At 72.0% G+C, this 15,015-nt stretch carries 13 protein-coding genes; 7 read left to right on the forward strand and 6 right to left on the reverse strand.

Annotation, left to right across the window (positions count from 1 at the left end):
• Window positions 1–5: 5 nt before the first annotated feature.
• Complete coding sequence (locus tag OVA28_RS09155) at window positions 6–656, forward strand: spermidine/putrescine ABC transporter substrate-binding protein (protein WP_268096700.1); 651 nt, start codon at window positions 6–8, stop codon at window positions 654–656.
• 33 nt (window positions 657–689) lie between these two features.
• On the opposite strand, the gene OVA28_RS09160 is transcribed toward OVA28_RS09155, so the two are convergent.
• The gene (locus OVA28_RS09160) at window positions 690–1,103 is read right to left on the reverse strand and encodes a DUF3054 domain-containing protein (protein WP_268096701.1); all 414 of its coding nucleotides are present in this window, start codon (window positions 1,101–1,103) and stop codon (window positions 690–692) included.
• 90 nt (window positions 1,104–1,193) lie between these two features.
• On the opposite strand from OVA28_RS09160, the gene OVA28_RS09165 reads away from it, so the two are divergent.
• The 5 genes from OVA28_RS09165 (at window position 1,194) to OVA28_RS09185 (ending at window position 7,682) form a co-directional block, all read left to right on the forward strand.
• Window positions 1,194–2,813 (forward strand): inositol monophosphatase family protein, encoded by a 1,620-nt coding sequence (locus tag OVA28_RS09165; RefSeq protein ID WP_268096702.1) that lies wholly within the window; start codon window positions 1,194–1,196, stop codon window positions 2,811–2,813.
• Between the two features lie 158 nt (window positions 2,814–2,971).
• Window positions 2,972–3,754: a hypothetical protein gene (locus OVA28_RS09170; RefSeq protein ID WP_268096703.1), complete on the forward strand. Its 783-nt coding sequence runs from the start codon at window positions 2,972–2,974 to the stop codon at window positions 3,752–3,754.
• 55 nt (window positions 3,755–3,809) lie between these two features.
• On the forward strand, window positions 3,810–4,841 hold the full coding sequence (locus OVA28_RS09175) for an ATP-binding cassette domain-containing protein (protein WP_268096704.1): 1,032 nt from the start codon (window positions 3,810–3,812) through the stop codon (window positions 4,839–4,841).
• Complete coding sequence (locus OVA28_RS09180; RefSeq protein ID WP_268096705.1) at window positions 4,838–5,686, forward strand: ABC transporter permease; 849 nt, start codon at window positions 4,838–4,840, stop codon at window positions 5,684–5,686. Before OVA28_RS09175 ends, OVA28_RS09180 begins: the two co-directional genes overlap by 4 nt.
• A 97-nt stretch (window positions 5,687–5,783) precedes the next feature.
• Window positions 5,784–7,682, forward strand: a complete 1,899-nt coding sequence (locus OVA28_RS09185) for an amino acid transporter (protein ID WP_194660839.1) — start codon at window positions 5,784–5,786, stop codon at window positions 7,680–7,682.
• Window positions 7,683–7,753: 71 nt separating this feature from the next.
• Here OVA28_RS09185 and OVA28_RS09190 read toward each other — a convergent pair whose 3' ends face one another.
• The gene (locus OVA28_RS09190; protein ID WP_268096706.1) at window positions 7,754–9,439 is read right to left on the reverse strand and encodes a long-chain-fatty-acid--CoA ligase; all 1,686 of its coding nucleotides are present in this window, start codon (window positions 9,437–9,439) and stop codon (window positions 7,754–7,756) included.
• Window positions 9,440–9,547: 108 nt separating this feature from the next.
• Here OVA28_RS09190 and OVA28_RS09195 point away from each other — a divergent pair, with 108 nt between their 5' ends.
• Window positions 9,548–10,483 carry an oxygenase MpaB family protein gene (locus tag OVA28_RS09195; protein WP_268096707.1) on the forward strand — a complete coding sequence of 312 codons (936 nt, stop codon included), beginning with the start codon at window positions 9,548–9,550 and terminating at the stop codon, window positions 10,481–10,483.
• 69 nt (window positions 10,484–10,552) lie between these two features.
• Here OVA28_RS09195 and OVA28_RS09200 read toward each other — a convergent pair whose 3' ends face one another.
• From OVA28_RS09200 to OVA28_RS09215, 4 genes are all read right to left on the reverse strand, one after another.
• Entirely contained in the window at window positions 10,553–11,479 is a 927-nt protein-coding gene (locus OVA28_RS09200; protein WP_268098184.1) for an aldo/keto reductase, read from the reverse strand.
• Window positions 11,480–11,619: 140 nt separating this feature from the next.
• Complete coding sequence (locus tag OVA28_RS09205) at window positions 11,620–12,186, reverse strand: TIGR03086 family metal-binding protein (RefSeq protein WP_267442841.1); 567 nt, start codon at window positions 12,184–12,186, stop codon at window positions 11,620–11,622.
• An 888-nt stretch (window positions 12,187–13,074) separates the two neighbouring features.
• Window positions 13,075–13,635 (reverse strand): YceI family protein, encoded by a 561-nt coding sequence (locus OVA28_RS09210; RefSeq protein WP_071271877.1) that lies wholly within the window; start codon window positions 13,633–13,635, stop codon window positions 13,075–13,077.
• Between the two features lie 124 nt (window positions 13,636–13,759).
• Entirely contained in the window at window positions 13,760–14,692 is a 933-nt protein-coding gene (locus tag OVA28_RS09215; RefSeq protein ID WP_268096708.1) for a hypothetical protein, read from the reverse strand.
• Between the last annotated feature and the right edge of the window lie 323 nt (window positions 14,693–15,015).

Below are 15,015 nucleotides of genomic sequence, written 5' to 3' on the forward strand. Positions count from 1 at the left end.
GGACCATGGACGGCATCGACGGACGCGTGCGGGGCGCCGTCGACGTGTGGCTGCGGTGGCTGCCGCGGTGGCAGATCGGCACCGCACGCCCGCGCACGCGGATCTGTCGGAAGTGCACCGGGTCCCCGATCGCGAGCGCCGCCGGCTTCGGGCCCGACGTGCCGCACCCCGTCCAGCACGCGTTGATCGGCCGGATGTCGGCGATCGTCGAGGACGCCGTCGACGACTACACCGCCAGGAACCTGCCGCTGCTGCACCGGGAGCTCGAGCGGGCCGCGGCACGGAAGCGGCACGCGGGGTACCAGCCCGCCGAGGGGCTGTCGCCGGAGTTCCAGGGCCTCGACGTCGATCCGCAGCCGCAGGACGGGTCGCCGTTCCTGTTCACGCTCGAGGGACTCGCGGGGACCGGGGCGTCGTCGGACACCGTGCCGCGTGAACCGTTGTCCGACGAGGCCAAGGCCGCGCTCCGCCACGAGATCGAGCTGTCCGACGAGTGCGCCAGGGCGACGGGGACGGCGGTGTGCCTCGCGCTCATCGACCACCGGCCGCGGATCGCCGAGGCCGTCGAACGGCTGGTCGAGCCGCAGATCGAGGCCCTGGTGTCGGACATGTTCCGCGGGCTCGACGGCGACGGGCCGCGCGGCGGGCTGTTCTAGCGGAGGCGCGGCGGCCTGGTGCGGAGGGGGGTGTCAGGCCTCGCGGGTCGACGGCGTCCGGCGGGTGCGGAGCCGGATGACGCCCCGCGCGACGGCGCGCCACCCGAGCAGGAACACACCCAGCACGATGGTGGCGACGATGAGGAACGAGATCGGCAGCGGGTTGCCGTCGACGACGCCCTGCCCGGTCGCGACGCGGATCGCCATGCCGACGAACACGGTCAGGATCCACGCGACGACGCCGGTCGGCCAGAACCGCAACGGACGTGCCCAGGCGCCGCTGGTGACGTAGGCGATCGCCCAGCCGGCCAGGAACGGGTACGCGGTGGTCCAGAGGGCCAGCGGTGCGTTCGCCTCGCCGTGCGAGGACCGCCCGATGAGCGCGAAGACGACGATGAGCACGACGTCGATGACGGCTGCGAGCCAACCCCAGGTGCGTACGGTCACGCCTTCCATTGTCGCAGGCACGGCGGCACGCTCGGGCAGCGTTCACCCAGAGGACACCGGGGGTTCGCGCAGGGACGGGAGCATGACCGGATGACGACGACGGTCCGGACCTCTGACGCGCCCGTGCTCGACACCGACACCGACGCCGACACCGCCGCCCGCCGCACCACCGATGCCGCGCCGACGACCCGGCAGCCGCGCCTCGTCGCCCACCGCGGGGCACCCCGGGTCCGGCGCGAGAACACCCTGCCCGCCGTCGCAGTGGCCGAGGCCCTCGGCGCGGACGTCATCGCGGTCGACGTCCGCCGCACCGCGGACGACGTCGCCGTGTTGCTCCACGACGAGACCCTGGGCCGGATGTGGGGCGACGCCCGCCGGGTCCGGGACGTGGCCTGGTGCGACGTCGCCCGGCTCGGCAACGGCCTGGACCGCATCCCACGGCTCGACGGCGTGCTGGAACGACTCGACGGCTGCCGGTCCTCGCTCCTCGTCACCGTGGTGGACCCGCTCGACGCCGTCGTGGCCGCGCAGACCGTGTCCGCGTCGCCGTGGGCCGTCGCGGTGGCCTGGTGTGGTGACCCCGAGGCCGTCGCCGCGGTCCGGACCGTGCTGCCGGAGGCCGACGTGTGGCTGGCATGGGAGTCGCTCGAGCCCCCGACCGCCGAGGCCGTCGCCGCGCTGAGCCCGTCCACGCTGCACCTCGACGTGGCGTTCCTCACCCCGAGGACCGTCGCCGCGGCGCACGCCCTCGGGCTGCAGGTGGCCGTGTGGACGGTCGACGACCCCGAGCCCGCGCTGTGGGCGGTCCGCCTCGGAGCCGACCTGGTCACGACGAACGACGTCGCCACGATCCGCGCCGCACTCGCCGCCGCCGAGCGCGACGGTTGGCCGCAGCCCGACCGGGAACCGACCGAGGCCGAGGTCGCCGGACGTGCCCAGGCCCTCGCGCACCGCATCGCGCACGAGGTCATCGCCTTCACCCGCGAACACCCGGTCGGCTCGGTGTCGACGAAGACCCACCCGGCCGACCTCGTCACGGACGTCGACCGCCTCGTCGAGCAGCACGTCCGCGGCCGGGTCCGCGCCGCGTTCCCGACGCACGGCTTCTCGGGCGAGGAGTACGGCGACGCCCCGGGCGACCGACACCGCTGGTACCTCGACCCCGTCGACGGCACGACGAACCTGGCGAACGGCATCCCCTGGACGAGCACGTCGCTCTGCCTCACCCGGAACGGCGCACCCGTCGTCGGGGTGGTCGCCGACCCGTGGCGCGGGGAGGTCCTCGAGGCCCGACGCGGCCGGGGCGCGAGTGTCCGCGACCGGCAGCTCCGACTCGATCACGCGCCGCGTGCGCTCGCCGGTGCGGTCGTGGGCACCGAGCTCGACGGGCACCGCCCGTGGCCGGGCTTCGGCGCGTTCCTCGACGCCCTCGCGGCCCGGTCCTGCACGGTGCGCGTCCAGGGGTCGAGCACGCTGACCATCGCCCAGGTCGCCGCGGGCCGGGGGATCGGGGCGTGTGTGCCGACCTTCGACCCGATCGACCACGGTGCCGCGGTGCTGCTCGTGCACGAGGCCGGCGGGGTCGTCATGACCGAGGCCGGACCGGTGTCCGGCTTCCCGGACCTCGGTGCGCCGTTCCTGGTGGCGCACCCGGGGGCTGCGGACGAACTGCACCAGGTGTGGACGGGCGCGTTGCGCGCCGGCCGCTGACGCGTCGGACAGGAGGCGCGTGGCGGCGCCGCGACGAGCCTCCAGTCCGCTGGTGGGTGACGTCCAACGCATTCTGTGCGGCCACACAGTCATCGCCCGCCGCGCGACCATACTGTGGCAGTCCACGGACACGGTGTCCGTGCCGAAGGAGCAACGACATGGGATTCCTCGACCGCCTGCTCGGCCGTGAGGACCGACAGCAGCCGCAGGGCTGGAACGCGCCCCGGCAGCAGCAGCCCCAGCAGCAGGGCTACCAGTACGGCCAGCAGTCCTACAACGCCCCGACCCCCGGGTACGGCGCGCCGCAGGGCCAGTACGGTGCGCCGCAGGGCGGCGACGGCCGGTCCCAGGACCAGCAGGCCGTCGACCGCTACCGCTACCTGCTCCGGACGGCACCGCCCGAGCGCATCGAGGAGGTCCACGCCGAGGCCTTCGAGCGGCTGACCCCCGAGCAGCGCCGGATGGTCTACGACGAGTTCACCCGCACGGCCCCGACGGGTGAAGCACCCCGCGGGGACGACGCCCGCTCGCTCGCCCAGGCCGCGACCCGCTCGGAGATCCGGCAGCCCGGGTTCATGGAGCGCTCGCTCGGCGGCATGAACGGCGGTGGCATGAACGGCGGCATGGGCGGCCGCGGGGGCTTCGGCGGCCGCCAGGGACCGTCGTTCGGCGGCATGATGGGCGCCTCGATCCTCGGCACCGTGGCCGGCTACGTCATCGGTTCGACGCTGATGAGCGCCTTCCTGCCGGACCCGTCGTCCTTCGACGGCGGAACGGACGCATCGGGGGATGCGGGTGACGGCGGTTCGGGGGACACTGGTGCTGACTCCGGTGACGGCGGCGCAGCCGACGGCGGCGGGTACGAGAACGCGGGCTGGGACGACGCCGGGTCAGACACCGGTGGCGGCTTCGGCGACTTCGGTGGCGACTTCGACGTGTGACCCACGTCGGGCCGTGCCGGTCACCTGACCTGTTGAGTCGCGACCAGGGAGCGACATGGCCATCATCGAGGCCTCCGGCCTGACCAAGACCTACCGATCCAAGTCGGGACCCGTCCACGCGCTGGCGGGTCTCGACCTCTCCGTCCCGCAGGGCACCGTCACGGCGCTGCTCGGCCCGAACGGTGCCGGCAAGACCACCACCGTCAAGGTGCTGACGACGCTCGTCAAGCCCGACAGCGGCACGGCGTCCATCGCCGGCGTCGACGTCGTCGCGGACCCCCAGGCGACGCGTCGCTCGATCGGCGTCTCCGGGCAGTACGCCGCCGTCGACGAGAACCTCACCGGGTTCGAGAACCTCGAGATGATCGGGCGGCTCTACCACCTCGGTGGCCGGGCCTCCCGAGCCCGGGCCCGGGAGCTCATCGACGTGTTCGACCTGGCCGAGGCCGGGGACCGACCCGTGAAGGGGTTCTCCGGCGGCATGCGGCGGCGGATCGACCTCGCCGGGGCCCTCGTGATGAACCCGAGCGTCCTGTTCCTCGACGAGCCGACGACGGGCCTCGACCCCCGGAGCCGACTGGCGCTGTGGGGGATCATCGAGCACCTGGTGGCCGACGGGGCCACGGTGCTGCTGACCACGCAGTACCTCGAAGAGGCGGACCGTCTCGCCGACGACATCGCGGTCATCGACGACGGCCACGTCATCGCCGAGGGCACCGCCGACCAGCTCAAGGCGCAGGTCGGCGGACACCGGGTGGTCGTGACGCTCGTCGACGACGCCGACGGGGACGCCGCCACGACGGTGCTCCGGCGGTACGGCGTCGGCGACGTGGAGACCTCGGGGGACGGCCGCACCCGGGCCGTCGCGGTGGAAGCCGGCCCGGCCGCGCTGCAGCACGTGCTCGCCGACCTCGGAGACGCCGGCATCGAGCTGCACGACGCCGGCATGCGCCGCCCGACGCTCGACGACGTGTTCCTCCGGCTGACCGGACACGCGGCCACGGACGACGACGACGACGACGCCGGTGCTGGCGGCGCCCGCGGCGGCTCGTCCGTCGTCGCCGAGCAGCAGGAGCCGGTCCGATGACCGCCACCGCGACCGCACCCGGCCGCCAGCTGCCCGTCGTCGTCACGGCGCCGCTCGCCGTGTGGTTCGAGGACGGCTGGACCGTCACCAAGCGGAACCTCATCAAGATCAAGCGGTCGCCGGACATGCTCGTCTTCGCGGTCCTGCAGCCGATCATGTTCGTGCTGCTCTTCAGCCAGGTCTACGGCGGCGCGATCGCGGTCCAGGGCACGGACTACACACAGTTCCTGATGGCGGGCATCTTCGCCCAGACGGTCGTCTTCGGGGCGACGTTCTCCGGGTCCGCGATGGCGCAGGACCTCAAGGAAGGGCTCATCGACCGCTTCCGAACGCTGCCGATGTCGGCGTCGGCGGTGCTCGTCGGACGGACGAACAGCGACCTCGTCCTCAACACGATCTCGATGGTCATCATGATGGCCACCGGCTTGGCGGTCGGGTGGCGCGTGAACTCGTCGCCGCTGGAGTTCCTGGCCGGCGTCGCCCTGCTGCTGCTGTTCAGCTACGCCTTCAGCTGGGTGATGGCGTTGCTCGGGATGAGCGTGAAGACCCCGGAGGTCATCAACAACGCCTCGTTCATGATCCTGTTCCCGCTGACGTTCATCTCGAACGCGTTCGTGCCGAGCGACACCCTGCCGCTCGTGCTCCGCGTGTTCGCCGAGTGGAACCCGGTGTCCTCGCTCGTGCAGGCCGCGCGCGAGCTGTTCGGCAACGTGGGGTCGGCGCCCGTGCCCGACATCTGGACGATGCAGCACCCGGTGGTGACGGTGCTCATCGGCATCGCGGTGCTGCTGGTCGTGTTCGTGCCGTGGGCGGTGAACAAGTACACGCGGATCAGCTCGAAGTAGCCCGCTGTCCACCGGGGCGTCCGGGGAGTGCGTCGCCGCCACCCGGACGCCCTACGATCAGCGTGTGACCGCGACAGATGCCCGGATCAGACGCTGGATGCTCCAGGACGACAGCGGCGCCGACCACCAGGGCCCCCACCAGGTCGAGGTCGACAAGACCCACCCGTGGTGGCGGGTGATGTGCCTGACGGGCGTCGACTACTTCTCCACCCTCGGCTACCAGCCCGCGATCGCCGCGCTCGCCGCCGGGCTGCTGTCCCCGATCGCGACGATCGTGCTCGTCCTCGTGACGCTGTTCGGCGCCCTGCCCGTGTACCGCCGGGTGGCGCAGGACAGCTTCCGCGGCGCCGGGTCGATCATGATGCTCGAGAAGCTGCTGCCCTGGTGGGCGGGCAAGCTGCTCGTGCTGGTCCTGCTCGGGTTCGCCGTGACGGACTTCATGATCACGATGACGCTCTCCGCAGCCGATGCGACCGCGCACATCGCCGAGAACCCCTTCACCCCGCACTGGTTCACCGAGATCCCGGTGCCGATCACCCTCGTGCTGCTGCTCCTGCTCGGCGTCGTGTTCCTCCGCGGGTTCAAGGAGGCCATCGGCATCGCCACGGGGCTGGTCGCGGTGTTCCTCGCGCTGAACGCCGTCGTGGTCGTCGTCGCACTGCTCCACGTGGCCGAGCGCCCGACCGTCGCCAGTGACTGGTGGAGCGGCCTGACCGCGCAGCACAGCAGCCCGCTCGCGATGGTCGGCATCGCACTGCTGGTGTTCCCGAAGCTCGCGCTCGGCCTGTCCGGGTTCGAGACCGGCGTCGCGGTGATGCCGCAGGTCCGGGGGGACGCTGCCGACGAGGGGCAGCCCCGGCCGCTCGGGCGCATCCGCGGCACGCAGCGGCTGCTGACGGTCGCGGCCGTGATCATGAGCACGTTCCTCATCACGTCGTCGATCGCGACGACGTTCCTCATCCCGCAGCACGAGTTCCAGCCGGGCGGCCAGGCGAACGGGCGCGCCCTTGCGTTCCTGGCGCACGAGTACCTCGGGCCGGCGTTCGGCACCGTGTACGACGTCTCGACGGTCGCGATCCTGTGGTTCGCCGGCGCGAGCGCGATGGCCGGGCTCCTCAACCTCGTGCCGCGCTTCCTGCCGCGGTACGGCATGGCGCCGCAGTGGGCCCGGGCGACCCGACCGCTCGTGGTCATCTTCACGCTCATCGCCTTCGTGATCACGCTCATCTTCCAGGCCAGCGTCGATGCCCAGGGCGGCGCGTACGCCACGGGTGTCCTCGTGCTCATCACCAGCGCAGCCGTCGCGGTGACGCTGTCAGCGCGTCGTCGGCAGCAGCGGAAGCGCACGATCGCCTACGCCGTCATCGCGGTCGTGTTCATCTACACGACGATCGCCAACGTCATCGAGCGGCCCGACGGCGTCCGGATCGCGGCCGTCTTCATCGTCGCGATCGTCGTCGTGTCGCTGGTCTCGCGGGTCCGGCGGTCGTTCGAGCTGCGGGCATCGTCGATCGAGCTCGACGCCACCGCACGGCAGTTCGTCGAGGCCGACGCCGACCAGTTCAGTTCCGTGTGCATCATCGCGAACGAACCCGGAGCCGGCACCGCGGCGGCGTACCGGGCGAAGGGGCGCGAGGAACGCCGCGACTCCGGCATCCCGGCCCGCGTGCCCACGATGTTCCTCGAGGTCCTGCCCGCCGACTCGTCCGACTTCGAGGAGGACCTGGTCGTCGAGGGCCACGTCGTGCACGGGCACCGCGTGCTCCGGGTCCGCTCCGGCAACGTGCCGAACACGATCGCGTCGACGCTGCTGGCCATCCGCGACATCGCCGGGGTCGTCCCGAGCATCTACTTCGAGTGGAACGAGGGCAGCCCGATCCGCAACGCGATCCGCTTCGTCTTCACGGGCGTCGGGGACGTCGCCCCGGTGACACGCGAGGTCCTGCGCGAGGCCGAACCCGAGGTGGGCCGCCGGCCGAGCGTCCACGTGTCCTGACGCCCAGCCCAGCCCAGCCCCGGACGGGGCGCGCGGTGCCCTGCCAGCGCGGGGCGGGCCTCCCGTCTGGACTACTTGCCCAGGATCTGGTCCCGCACCTTGCGCCGCAGGACCTTGCCGATCATGGAACGGGGCAGGTCTTCGACCACGACGACCCGGCGCGGCACCTTGTACGCCGCCATGTGCTCGCGCGCGTAGGCCCGGAGTGCGTCGGGGTCGAACGTGGCGGGGTCGGTCGGCACGACCGCGGCGACGACCTGCTCGTTGCCACCGGTGGTGATGCCGACGACGGCGACCTCGCGGACGCTGGGGTGCTTGACGAGGGTGTCCTCGACCTCGGTCGGGGCGACGTTGAAGCCGCCCGTGATGATGAGCTCCTTGAGGCGGTCGACGATGTGCACGAAGCCGTCGGCGTCGATCGCGACGATGTCACCGGTGCGGAACCAGCCGTCGGCGGTGAAGACCTCGTCCGTCGCCTCGGCCTTGCCCCAGTAGCCGCTGAACACCTGCGGGCCGCGGACCTGGAGCTCGCCGGCCTCGTCGGTGCCGAGGACCTTGGAAGCGTCGTCCGGGTCGACCACACGGGCCTCGGTGGAGGGCAGCGGCAGCCCGACCGCGCCGAGTCGTCGGGAGTCGGCGACGGGGTTGGCCATGAGCACGGGGGAGCACTCGGACAGGCCGTAGCCCTCCACGAGGTAGCCGCCGGTGCGGGCCTCCCACGGTTCGATGACGTCCTGGGAGAGCGGCATCGCGCCGGAGATGCCGATGGCGATGCCCTTGAGCGAGACCTTCTTCGAGTCCGCGGCGTGCTGCAGCCGGGTGTAGATCGGCGGCACGGCGGGCAGGAACGTCGGCGGACGCTTCTTGATCGCGGCCAGGACGAGGTCCGGGTCGAACGCGGGGAAGAGCACGAGGCGTCCGGCGATGCTCATCGCGAAGGTCAGGCAGAGCGTCAGGCCGTAGGCGTGGAACATCGGCAGGACCGCGTGCACGACGCTGTTGTCACCGGCCTGGATCTGCGGGATCCAGGCACGCGCCTGTGCGGCGTTCGCCATCAGGTTGCCGTGGCTGAGGACCGCGCCCTTCGGGGTGCCCGTCGTGCCGGAGGTGTACTGGATCAGCGCGACGTCGTTCGTCGTCGGGCGCGGGTGGCGCTTCGGCAGGCGACGGGTGGACACGAGGTCGTCCCACGTCGTCGTCCCGCGGACCTTCGTCGTGAGCTTCGCGCGGGACTCGCGTGCCTTCGCGACCGGCAGCGACAGGGCCAGGCGGGTGGTGCGGGGCATCGCGCGGGTCAGGTCGACCGACACGACGGCGTCGAGGGCGACGTCGGCGGGGAAGTCCTGCAGCGTCGCGACGGACTTGTCCCAGACGACGGCGACACGTGCGCCGTGGTCCTCGAACTGGTGGCGGAGCTCGCGCGGCGTGTAGAGCGGGTTGTGCTCGACGACGATCGCCCCGAGCCGCAGGATCGCGTAGAACGCCACGACGTGCTGCGGGCAGTTCGGCAGGACCAGGGCCACGCGGTCACCGGCAGTCACGCCGAGCTTGCGGAGGCCGTTCGCCGCACGGAGGACCTGCTCCTCGAGGTCGGCGTACGAGGTGGTCCGGCCGAAGAACTCCAGCGCGACGAACTTCGGGAACCGCGTCGCGGAGGTCTCCACGAGGTCGAAGAGCGACCCCGTCTGCTCCTCGATGTCGTCCGGGACCCCGGAGGCGTAGGCGGCAAGCCAGGGACGGTCGTTGTCGATGCTCACAGGTCCAACCTAGCGGCGGGGCCCGCGGCAGGCTGTGAGCCACGGCCCGTCATCCGGGGCACGCGTCGCGTGCGGCCGGCTGTCAGGGGTCGGACGGACGATGGGTGCATGTCCTTCGTCACCGGTGCGTTCCGCTCCCGCCTCCAGGCCACGTTCACGGGCAGCGACCAGGGCAGCCCGGCATGGGTCGACGAACTCGAGCAGGGCACGGACGCGGGCTTCTTCGGCCCGGGCAGCGCGACGTGGTCGGTGCACGGCGGCCAGCAGACGATCGTCGCCGGCGTCCGCGCGCTCCTCGTGCAGGCCCTGCACCCCGGTGCCCTCGCCGGCGTGGCCGACCACTCCCGCTACCGCGAGGACCCCTTCGGTCGCCTCGCCGGCACCATCCGCTGGATCTACACGGTCTCGCACGGCGACACCGCCACGGCGACCGGGGCGAGCAACTGGGTGCTGCGCCTGCACGAGCGGGTCCGCGGGCAGTACGTCGACGGCCACGGCGTGACGAAGGACTACGCCGCGAACGACCCCGACCTGGCCCGCTGGGTCCACCTGGCCTTCACCGACGCCTTCCTCCGCGCCGCGCAGCAGTGGGGCGAACCTATCCCCGGCGGCGCCGACGCCTACGTCCGCAAGTGGGCGATCGCCGGACGCCTGATGCACGTCGAGGACGCCCCCGAGTCCGAAGCCGAGCTGCGCGCCCAGATGGACGGGTACCTCGACCGCGGCGAACTCGCGGTCACGCCCCGCACGCGCGAGGTCGTCCGCTTCATCAGGAACCCGCCGCTCGCCCGCATGCTCCGGCCGGGCTACCAGGCGCTGTTCCAGGGTGCCGTGTCGACGCTCGACCCGCGGCACCGGTCGATGCTCGGCCTGCGGTCGCCTGGTGTCGGTCCGGTCGAGTTCCCCGTCGCCAGGACGACGGGCCTGGTCCTCGACGGCATCGGCGCCGTGCTCGGCAACCAGACCGGCACGGAGCGCGCAGCGCTCACGCGCATCGCGCGGCTGGAACGCGAGGCGGGGAGCCCGGAGCAGCCGGCGGCCTGACACGCCCACAGACGGACGGGAGGCCCGGTGTCAGCTGACACCGGGCCTCCCGTCTGCTCTGTGGTGGCGTCAGAAACCGGACGGCACCCGAGGCGTGTAGGCGGACTCGAGTCGCGTGACCTCGTCCTCGGTGAGCTCGATCGCGGACGCGGCGACCGCGTCGTCGATGTGGTGCTCCTTGGTCGCGCCGATGATCGGCGCGGTGACGGCGTCCTTGCCGGCGATCCAGGCGAGTGCGATCTGCGCCATGCTGACGCCCCGCTCCGCGGCGATCGACTCGACGGCGCCGACGATCGTGCGGTTGGCGTCCTCGTCCTGGCGGTAGAGGGTCTTGCCGAACTCGTCGGTGGTGGACCGCGAGCCGGCGCCCTCGGCGTCCCAGGGGCGGGTGACCTTGCCGCGGGCCAGGGGGCTCCACGGGATCACGCCCACGCCGGTGGCGGCGCAGAAGGGGTGCATCTCGCGCTCCTCCTCGCGTTCGAGCAGGTTGTACTGGTCCTGCATGCTCACGAACTTGGTCCAGCCGTGCAGCTCGGCGGTGTGCTGCATCTGGGCGAACTGCCACGCCCACATGCTGCTGGCACCGATGTAGCGCGCCTTGCCGGCCTTGACGACGTCGTGGAGGGCCTCCATCGTCTCCTCGACCGGGGTCAGCGGGTCGAAGCGGTGGATCTGGTACAGGTCGACGTAGTCCGTGCCGAGGCGGGTCAGCGAGGCGTCGATCTCGTGCATGATCGCGACGCGGGACAGGCCGGCGCCGTTCTTGCCGTGGCGCATCCGGTTGAAGACCTTCGTGAAGACCTGGACGTCCTCACGCGGGGCGAGCTCCTTGAGGAGCGTCCCGGTGATCTCCTCGCTCGAGCCGTCGGAGTACACGTTGGCGGTGTCGAACGTCGTGATGCCGGCGTCGAACGCGCGGCGGACGAAGGGCCTGGCGGCGTCGATGTCCACGCTCCAGGCGTGGGACCCGCGGTCCGGGTCGCCGTAGGACATCATCCCGAGGACGACGTTGCTGATCTCGAGTCCGGTGTGGCCGAGGCGCACCGTCCCCGCCGTGGTGCTGCTGTCGTTCGTGGTGCTGGTGGTGTCGTTCGTGGTGGTGCCTGCGCTTCCGGGTGTCGTGTCGCTCGTGGAGGTCATGCAGCCACTCTGGCATCGCGCCCTGTGACGGCGAGCAGGCGGACCTGGAGCGGGGCGTCCTCGCCGACCTCGACCGGCGCGGCGTACAGCCCGGTCTCCGCCAGGGACTCGATCTGCGGTTCGAAGTGGTGCCACACCGCCCGGACGAGCTCGTCCGGCAGGGTCTCGTCGCTGCCGGTTGCCCGGGCGAGGTCCCACGTGTGGATCGTGATGTCCGAGGTCTGCTCCGCGAGGTACTCACCCGCCGGCACCACGTCCGTCGCCAGGTGCACGGGGGTGTCCTGCGGTGCCTTCGCCCAGGCCTCGGTCGCGGCGCTCGCGAATCGCTGCCACTCGGCCACGAGGTCCTCGCCCACGGGCTCCAGGTCCGCCTTCGCCTGCTCGTGGTCGCACCCGGTGAGCAGGTGCGGGATCCACCGCTGCTCGTCGATGACGTGCGTGACGAGGTCCCTGGTGGTCCACTCGGAGTCGGGCGTCGAGGCGTCCCACGCGGTGACGGCGGCGACGCGGCGGCCGAACTCGGCTGCCGCCAGTGCTTGCAACGCGATCCAGTCGGTGGCCATGGGGGTGCTCCTGTTCGTCGTGGTGTGGCGTGCAACCGGCCTGGCGCGCTGCGGATTCCCGCGCCCGGCCGTGGTGCCACGGTAGCGGGGTGCGCGCGGGCGCGGCGCGTGCCCGCGCGGCGCGCGGGTGGCGGTGCACGGGCGCGGCGCGCGGGCGGTTGCGGGTGCGGCGGTCGCGAGTGCGGCGGGGTCCGGGCGCGGGCGCGCGGGCGGGTGGGGTGCGTGGGTGGGCGGGCGGGTGCGGGTGGGTGAGTGCCCCGGGCCCGCGAGCGGGCGAAACACCGTGGTGGGTTGGATGTGCGACCCGGCGGTTCCGCCCGCTCACCCGGCCGGGTCAGGCAAGTGGAGGCCCAAGCGCGGAATCGGGCCGGGTGGCGCAGGCGGATGAGGGCGGCCGGGGCGCGGCGTACCCGGACACGGGAGACACGTGGCACACGTGGCACCGTGGCACCCGTGGCACCCGTGGCACACGTGGCACCCGTGAGCGGGCGAAATACCGCGGTACGCGGGCGGGCTGACCCTGCACTTCCGCCCGCTCACCCGTTGGGTGGTGCCGCCTGGAGGCTCGGCTCGGCTCCCCGACGTCGGCCCGCGACGATCGTGCGTCTCCCGCGGAAGCGAGCGGGTGGGCGGGTGAGCGGGCGGAAGAGCGCAGTGCGTCGGCCGAGCGACCTCGGTGTTCCGCCCGCTCACCCAACCGCGGGAGGGCACACGGAGGCACCCATTGCGGAAGGGGTCGGAGTGCCGGCTTGCAGGACGACAGTGCTCGCTCAACGCCTGGCAGCGCATCCGGACACGACGAAGCCCCGGCGCCGCAAGGGCGTCGGGGCTTCGTCGTGCTGGGTGAGGAGCTTTCGTGCACTCAGTCAGCGAGTGGGTCCGTGAGGACTACGCCGCCTGGAGGACGAACTGGACGTCGAGGTTGATCGTGACGTCGTTGCCGAGGGTGAAGCCGCCGGCCTCGAGGGCCGCGTTCCAGTTCACGCCGAACTCGGTGCGGTCGATCTTGGTGGTCGCCTCGGCGCCGAGCTTGGTCTGGCCGTAGCCGTCGGTGGTCACGCCGCCGAACTCGGTCTTCAGGGTGACGTTCTTGGTGACGCCGCGCAGCGAGAGCTCGCCGTCGATGAGCATGTCGTCGCCGTCCTCGCGGATGCCGGTCGAACGGAACGTCATGTGCGGGTGCTCCTCGGTGAGGAAGAAGTCACCGGTGGCCAGGTGCTGGTCGCGCTGCGGCTGGTTCGTGTTGATGCTGGAGACGTCGATCGAGGCCTCGAGCGTGGTGTCGAGGGGGTTCTCGGCGGTGACCAGGGTGGCGTCGAACTGCTCGAACTTGCCCTTGACCTTGCTGATCGCGAGGTGGCGGACCGAGAAGCTGACCTCGGAGTGGGTCGGGTCGACCTTCCAGGTGCCGGTGACGTAGCCGGGGATGGCGGAAGCGGTGAGAGCCATGGTGTTGTCCTTCCGGGACGACGGAGTCTGAGCGACGCGAGCGAACCGGAGCCCGATCCATGCGCCCGCATCGAGGTGATGCTACGCCATTCTGCACCTGTTTAGTTGAAGCGTCAACCATTGTTCACGCAAGCGTGGCCAGACGTCTGTCGTGGGGCCCCCGCCGACCAGCCTCGAGCAACCGACGGACGCGCCACACGAAGCGTTCGACACCGCGTCCCACATCGTCCCCGGTCGTCCGGACCAACCACCAGTCGACGTCCTTCAGGTGCTCACCGCGCGTGAGGTCCTTCTTGAACGTGTCCGGATCGGTCCGGTGGAGGTCGCTCTCGTACTCGATCGCCACTCGGGCCTCGGGATACGCGAGGTCGACGCACGCGATCCACTGTCCGTCGACCACGACGTCGTGGTTGAGCACCGGCTCCGGGAGCCCTCGGCGGACCAGCGCCAGCCGCGCACGAGTCTCGCCGGGCGACCTGGACCCGACTCGGATCTCCTCGAGTGCCGCACGGAGGTTCACGATCCCTCGGATCCCGCGCCGCCGCCGGACTGCCGCCACGAGCTCGTCCAGTGTCACCCAGCGGAGCCAACCGACGAGCGCGTCACCGGCGATGACCAGTTCGTCGAGTGTGAGCATCGCGCCGAGCGCGACGAACGTGTCCGCCGGGCTGCTGATCGGGACGCCTCGGGCCTGCGAGCGGCGGACTGTCCCGGATCGGGCCCGATGCCCCTTGGCCCCGCGGACGCGCAGTGCCTGGTCGACACCGATGGTGGTCACGTGCAGACGGAGGTCCCGCTCGATGCGCCGGGGGAGCGGCACGCCGAGGATCGCTGCGGCAGTCGTGTGGCTGAAGACCTGGTCGGGACGGAGGCGCGGTGCGAGTGCGCGGGCACGTTCGTCCACGGTGGTCGGTTGCGTCGCGGAGCGGGTCCCGTGGAATGCCCGGACGAGGTCCTTCGCCTCGAGCCGGCCGCGCGAGACGCCTCGGTGGAGTGCGTCCCGGACCCGGAACGAGGTGTCTCGCAGCACCATCGGGAGCGGTCGTCGTGCGGTCATCACCACATGCTCGTGCCGAGCGGTCGTCGGGAGGCCGGCCCGAGCCTCCCGTGTGCATGACTGTTGACGCGGCCTGGCTGTGGAGGAACGCCTGCTCGCGCGAGCGGGCGCTTCCTCGGGGTCGCTCCGAGGACCGCCCTGGTGTTTCGCCCGCTCGGCCATCCCGGCCATCCCGGCCAGACGGCCAGTCGGCCAGTCGGCCAGCAGGCCAGCCGGTTAGCCGGCCGGCTTCGGCGTGGGACTCCCGGCGGAGCCGCACACGGCCGAGCGGGCGGAACGTCCGGGTGCGGACGCCGGGCGACCAGGGTGTTTCGCCCGCTCGC

Source organism: Curtobacterium sp. SL109 (genome assembly GCF_026672405.1).
In the GTDB taxonomy this organism is placed as follows: domain Bacteria; phylum Actinomycetota; class Actinomycetes; order Actinomycetales; family Microbacteriaceae; genus Curtobacterium.

Coding starts and splice junctions, on each gene's coding strand:
- OVA28_RS09155 (WP_268096700.1), top strand. CDS start 6: ATGGACGGCATCGACGGACGCGTGCGGGGCGCCGTCGACGTGTGGCTG.
- OVA28_RS09165 (WP_268096702.1), top strand. CDS start 1,194: ATGACGACGACGGTCCGGACCTCTGACGCGCCCGTGCTCGACACCGAC.
- OVA28_RS09170 (WP_268096703.1), top strand. CDS start 2,972: ATGGGATTCCTCGACCGCCTGCTCGGCCGTGAGGACCGACAGCAGCCG.
- OVA28_RS09175 (WP_268096704.1), top strand. CDS start 3,810: ATGGCCATCATCGAGGCCTCCGGCCTGACCAAGACCTACCGATCCAAG.
- OVA28_RS09180 (WP_268096705.1), top strand. CDS start 4,838: ATGACCGCCACCGCGACCGCACCCGGCCGCCAGCTGCCCGTCGTCGTC.
- OVA28_RS09185 (WP_194660839.1), top strand. CDS start 5,784: ATGCTCCAGGACGACAGCGGCGCCGACCACCAGGGCCCCCACCAGGTC.
- OVA28_RS09195 (WP_268096707.1), top strand. CDS start 9,548: ATGTCCTTCGTCACCGGTGCGTTCCGCTCCCGCCTCCAGGCCACGTTC.
- OVA28_RS09200 (WP_268098184.1), bottom strand. CDS start 11,479: ATGATGTCCTACGGCGACCCGGACCGCGGGTCCCACGCCTGGAGCGTG.
- OVA28_RS09205 (WP_267442841.1), bottom strand. CDS start 12,186: ATGGCCACCGACTGGATCGCGTTGCAAGCACTGGCGGCAGCCGAGTTC.
- OVA28_RS09210 (WP_071271877.1), bottom strand. CDS start 13,635: ATGGCTCTCACCGCTTCCGCCATCCCCGGCTACGTCACCGGCACCTGG.
- OVA28_RS09215 (WP_268096708.1), bottom strand. CDS start 14,692: ATGACCGCACGACGACCGCTCCCGATGGTGCTGCGAGACACCTCGTTC.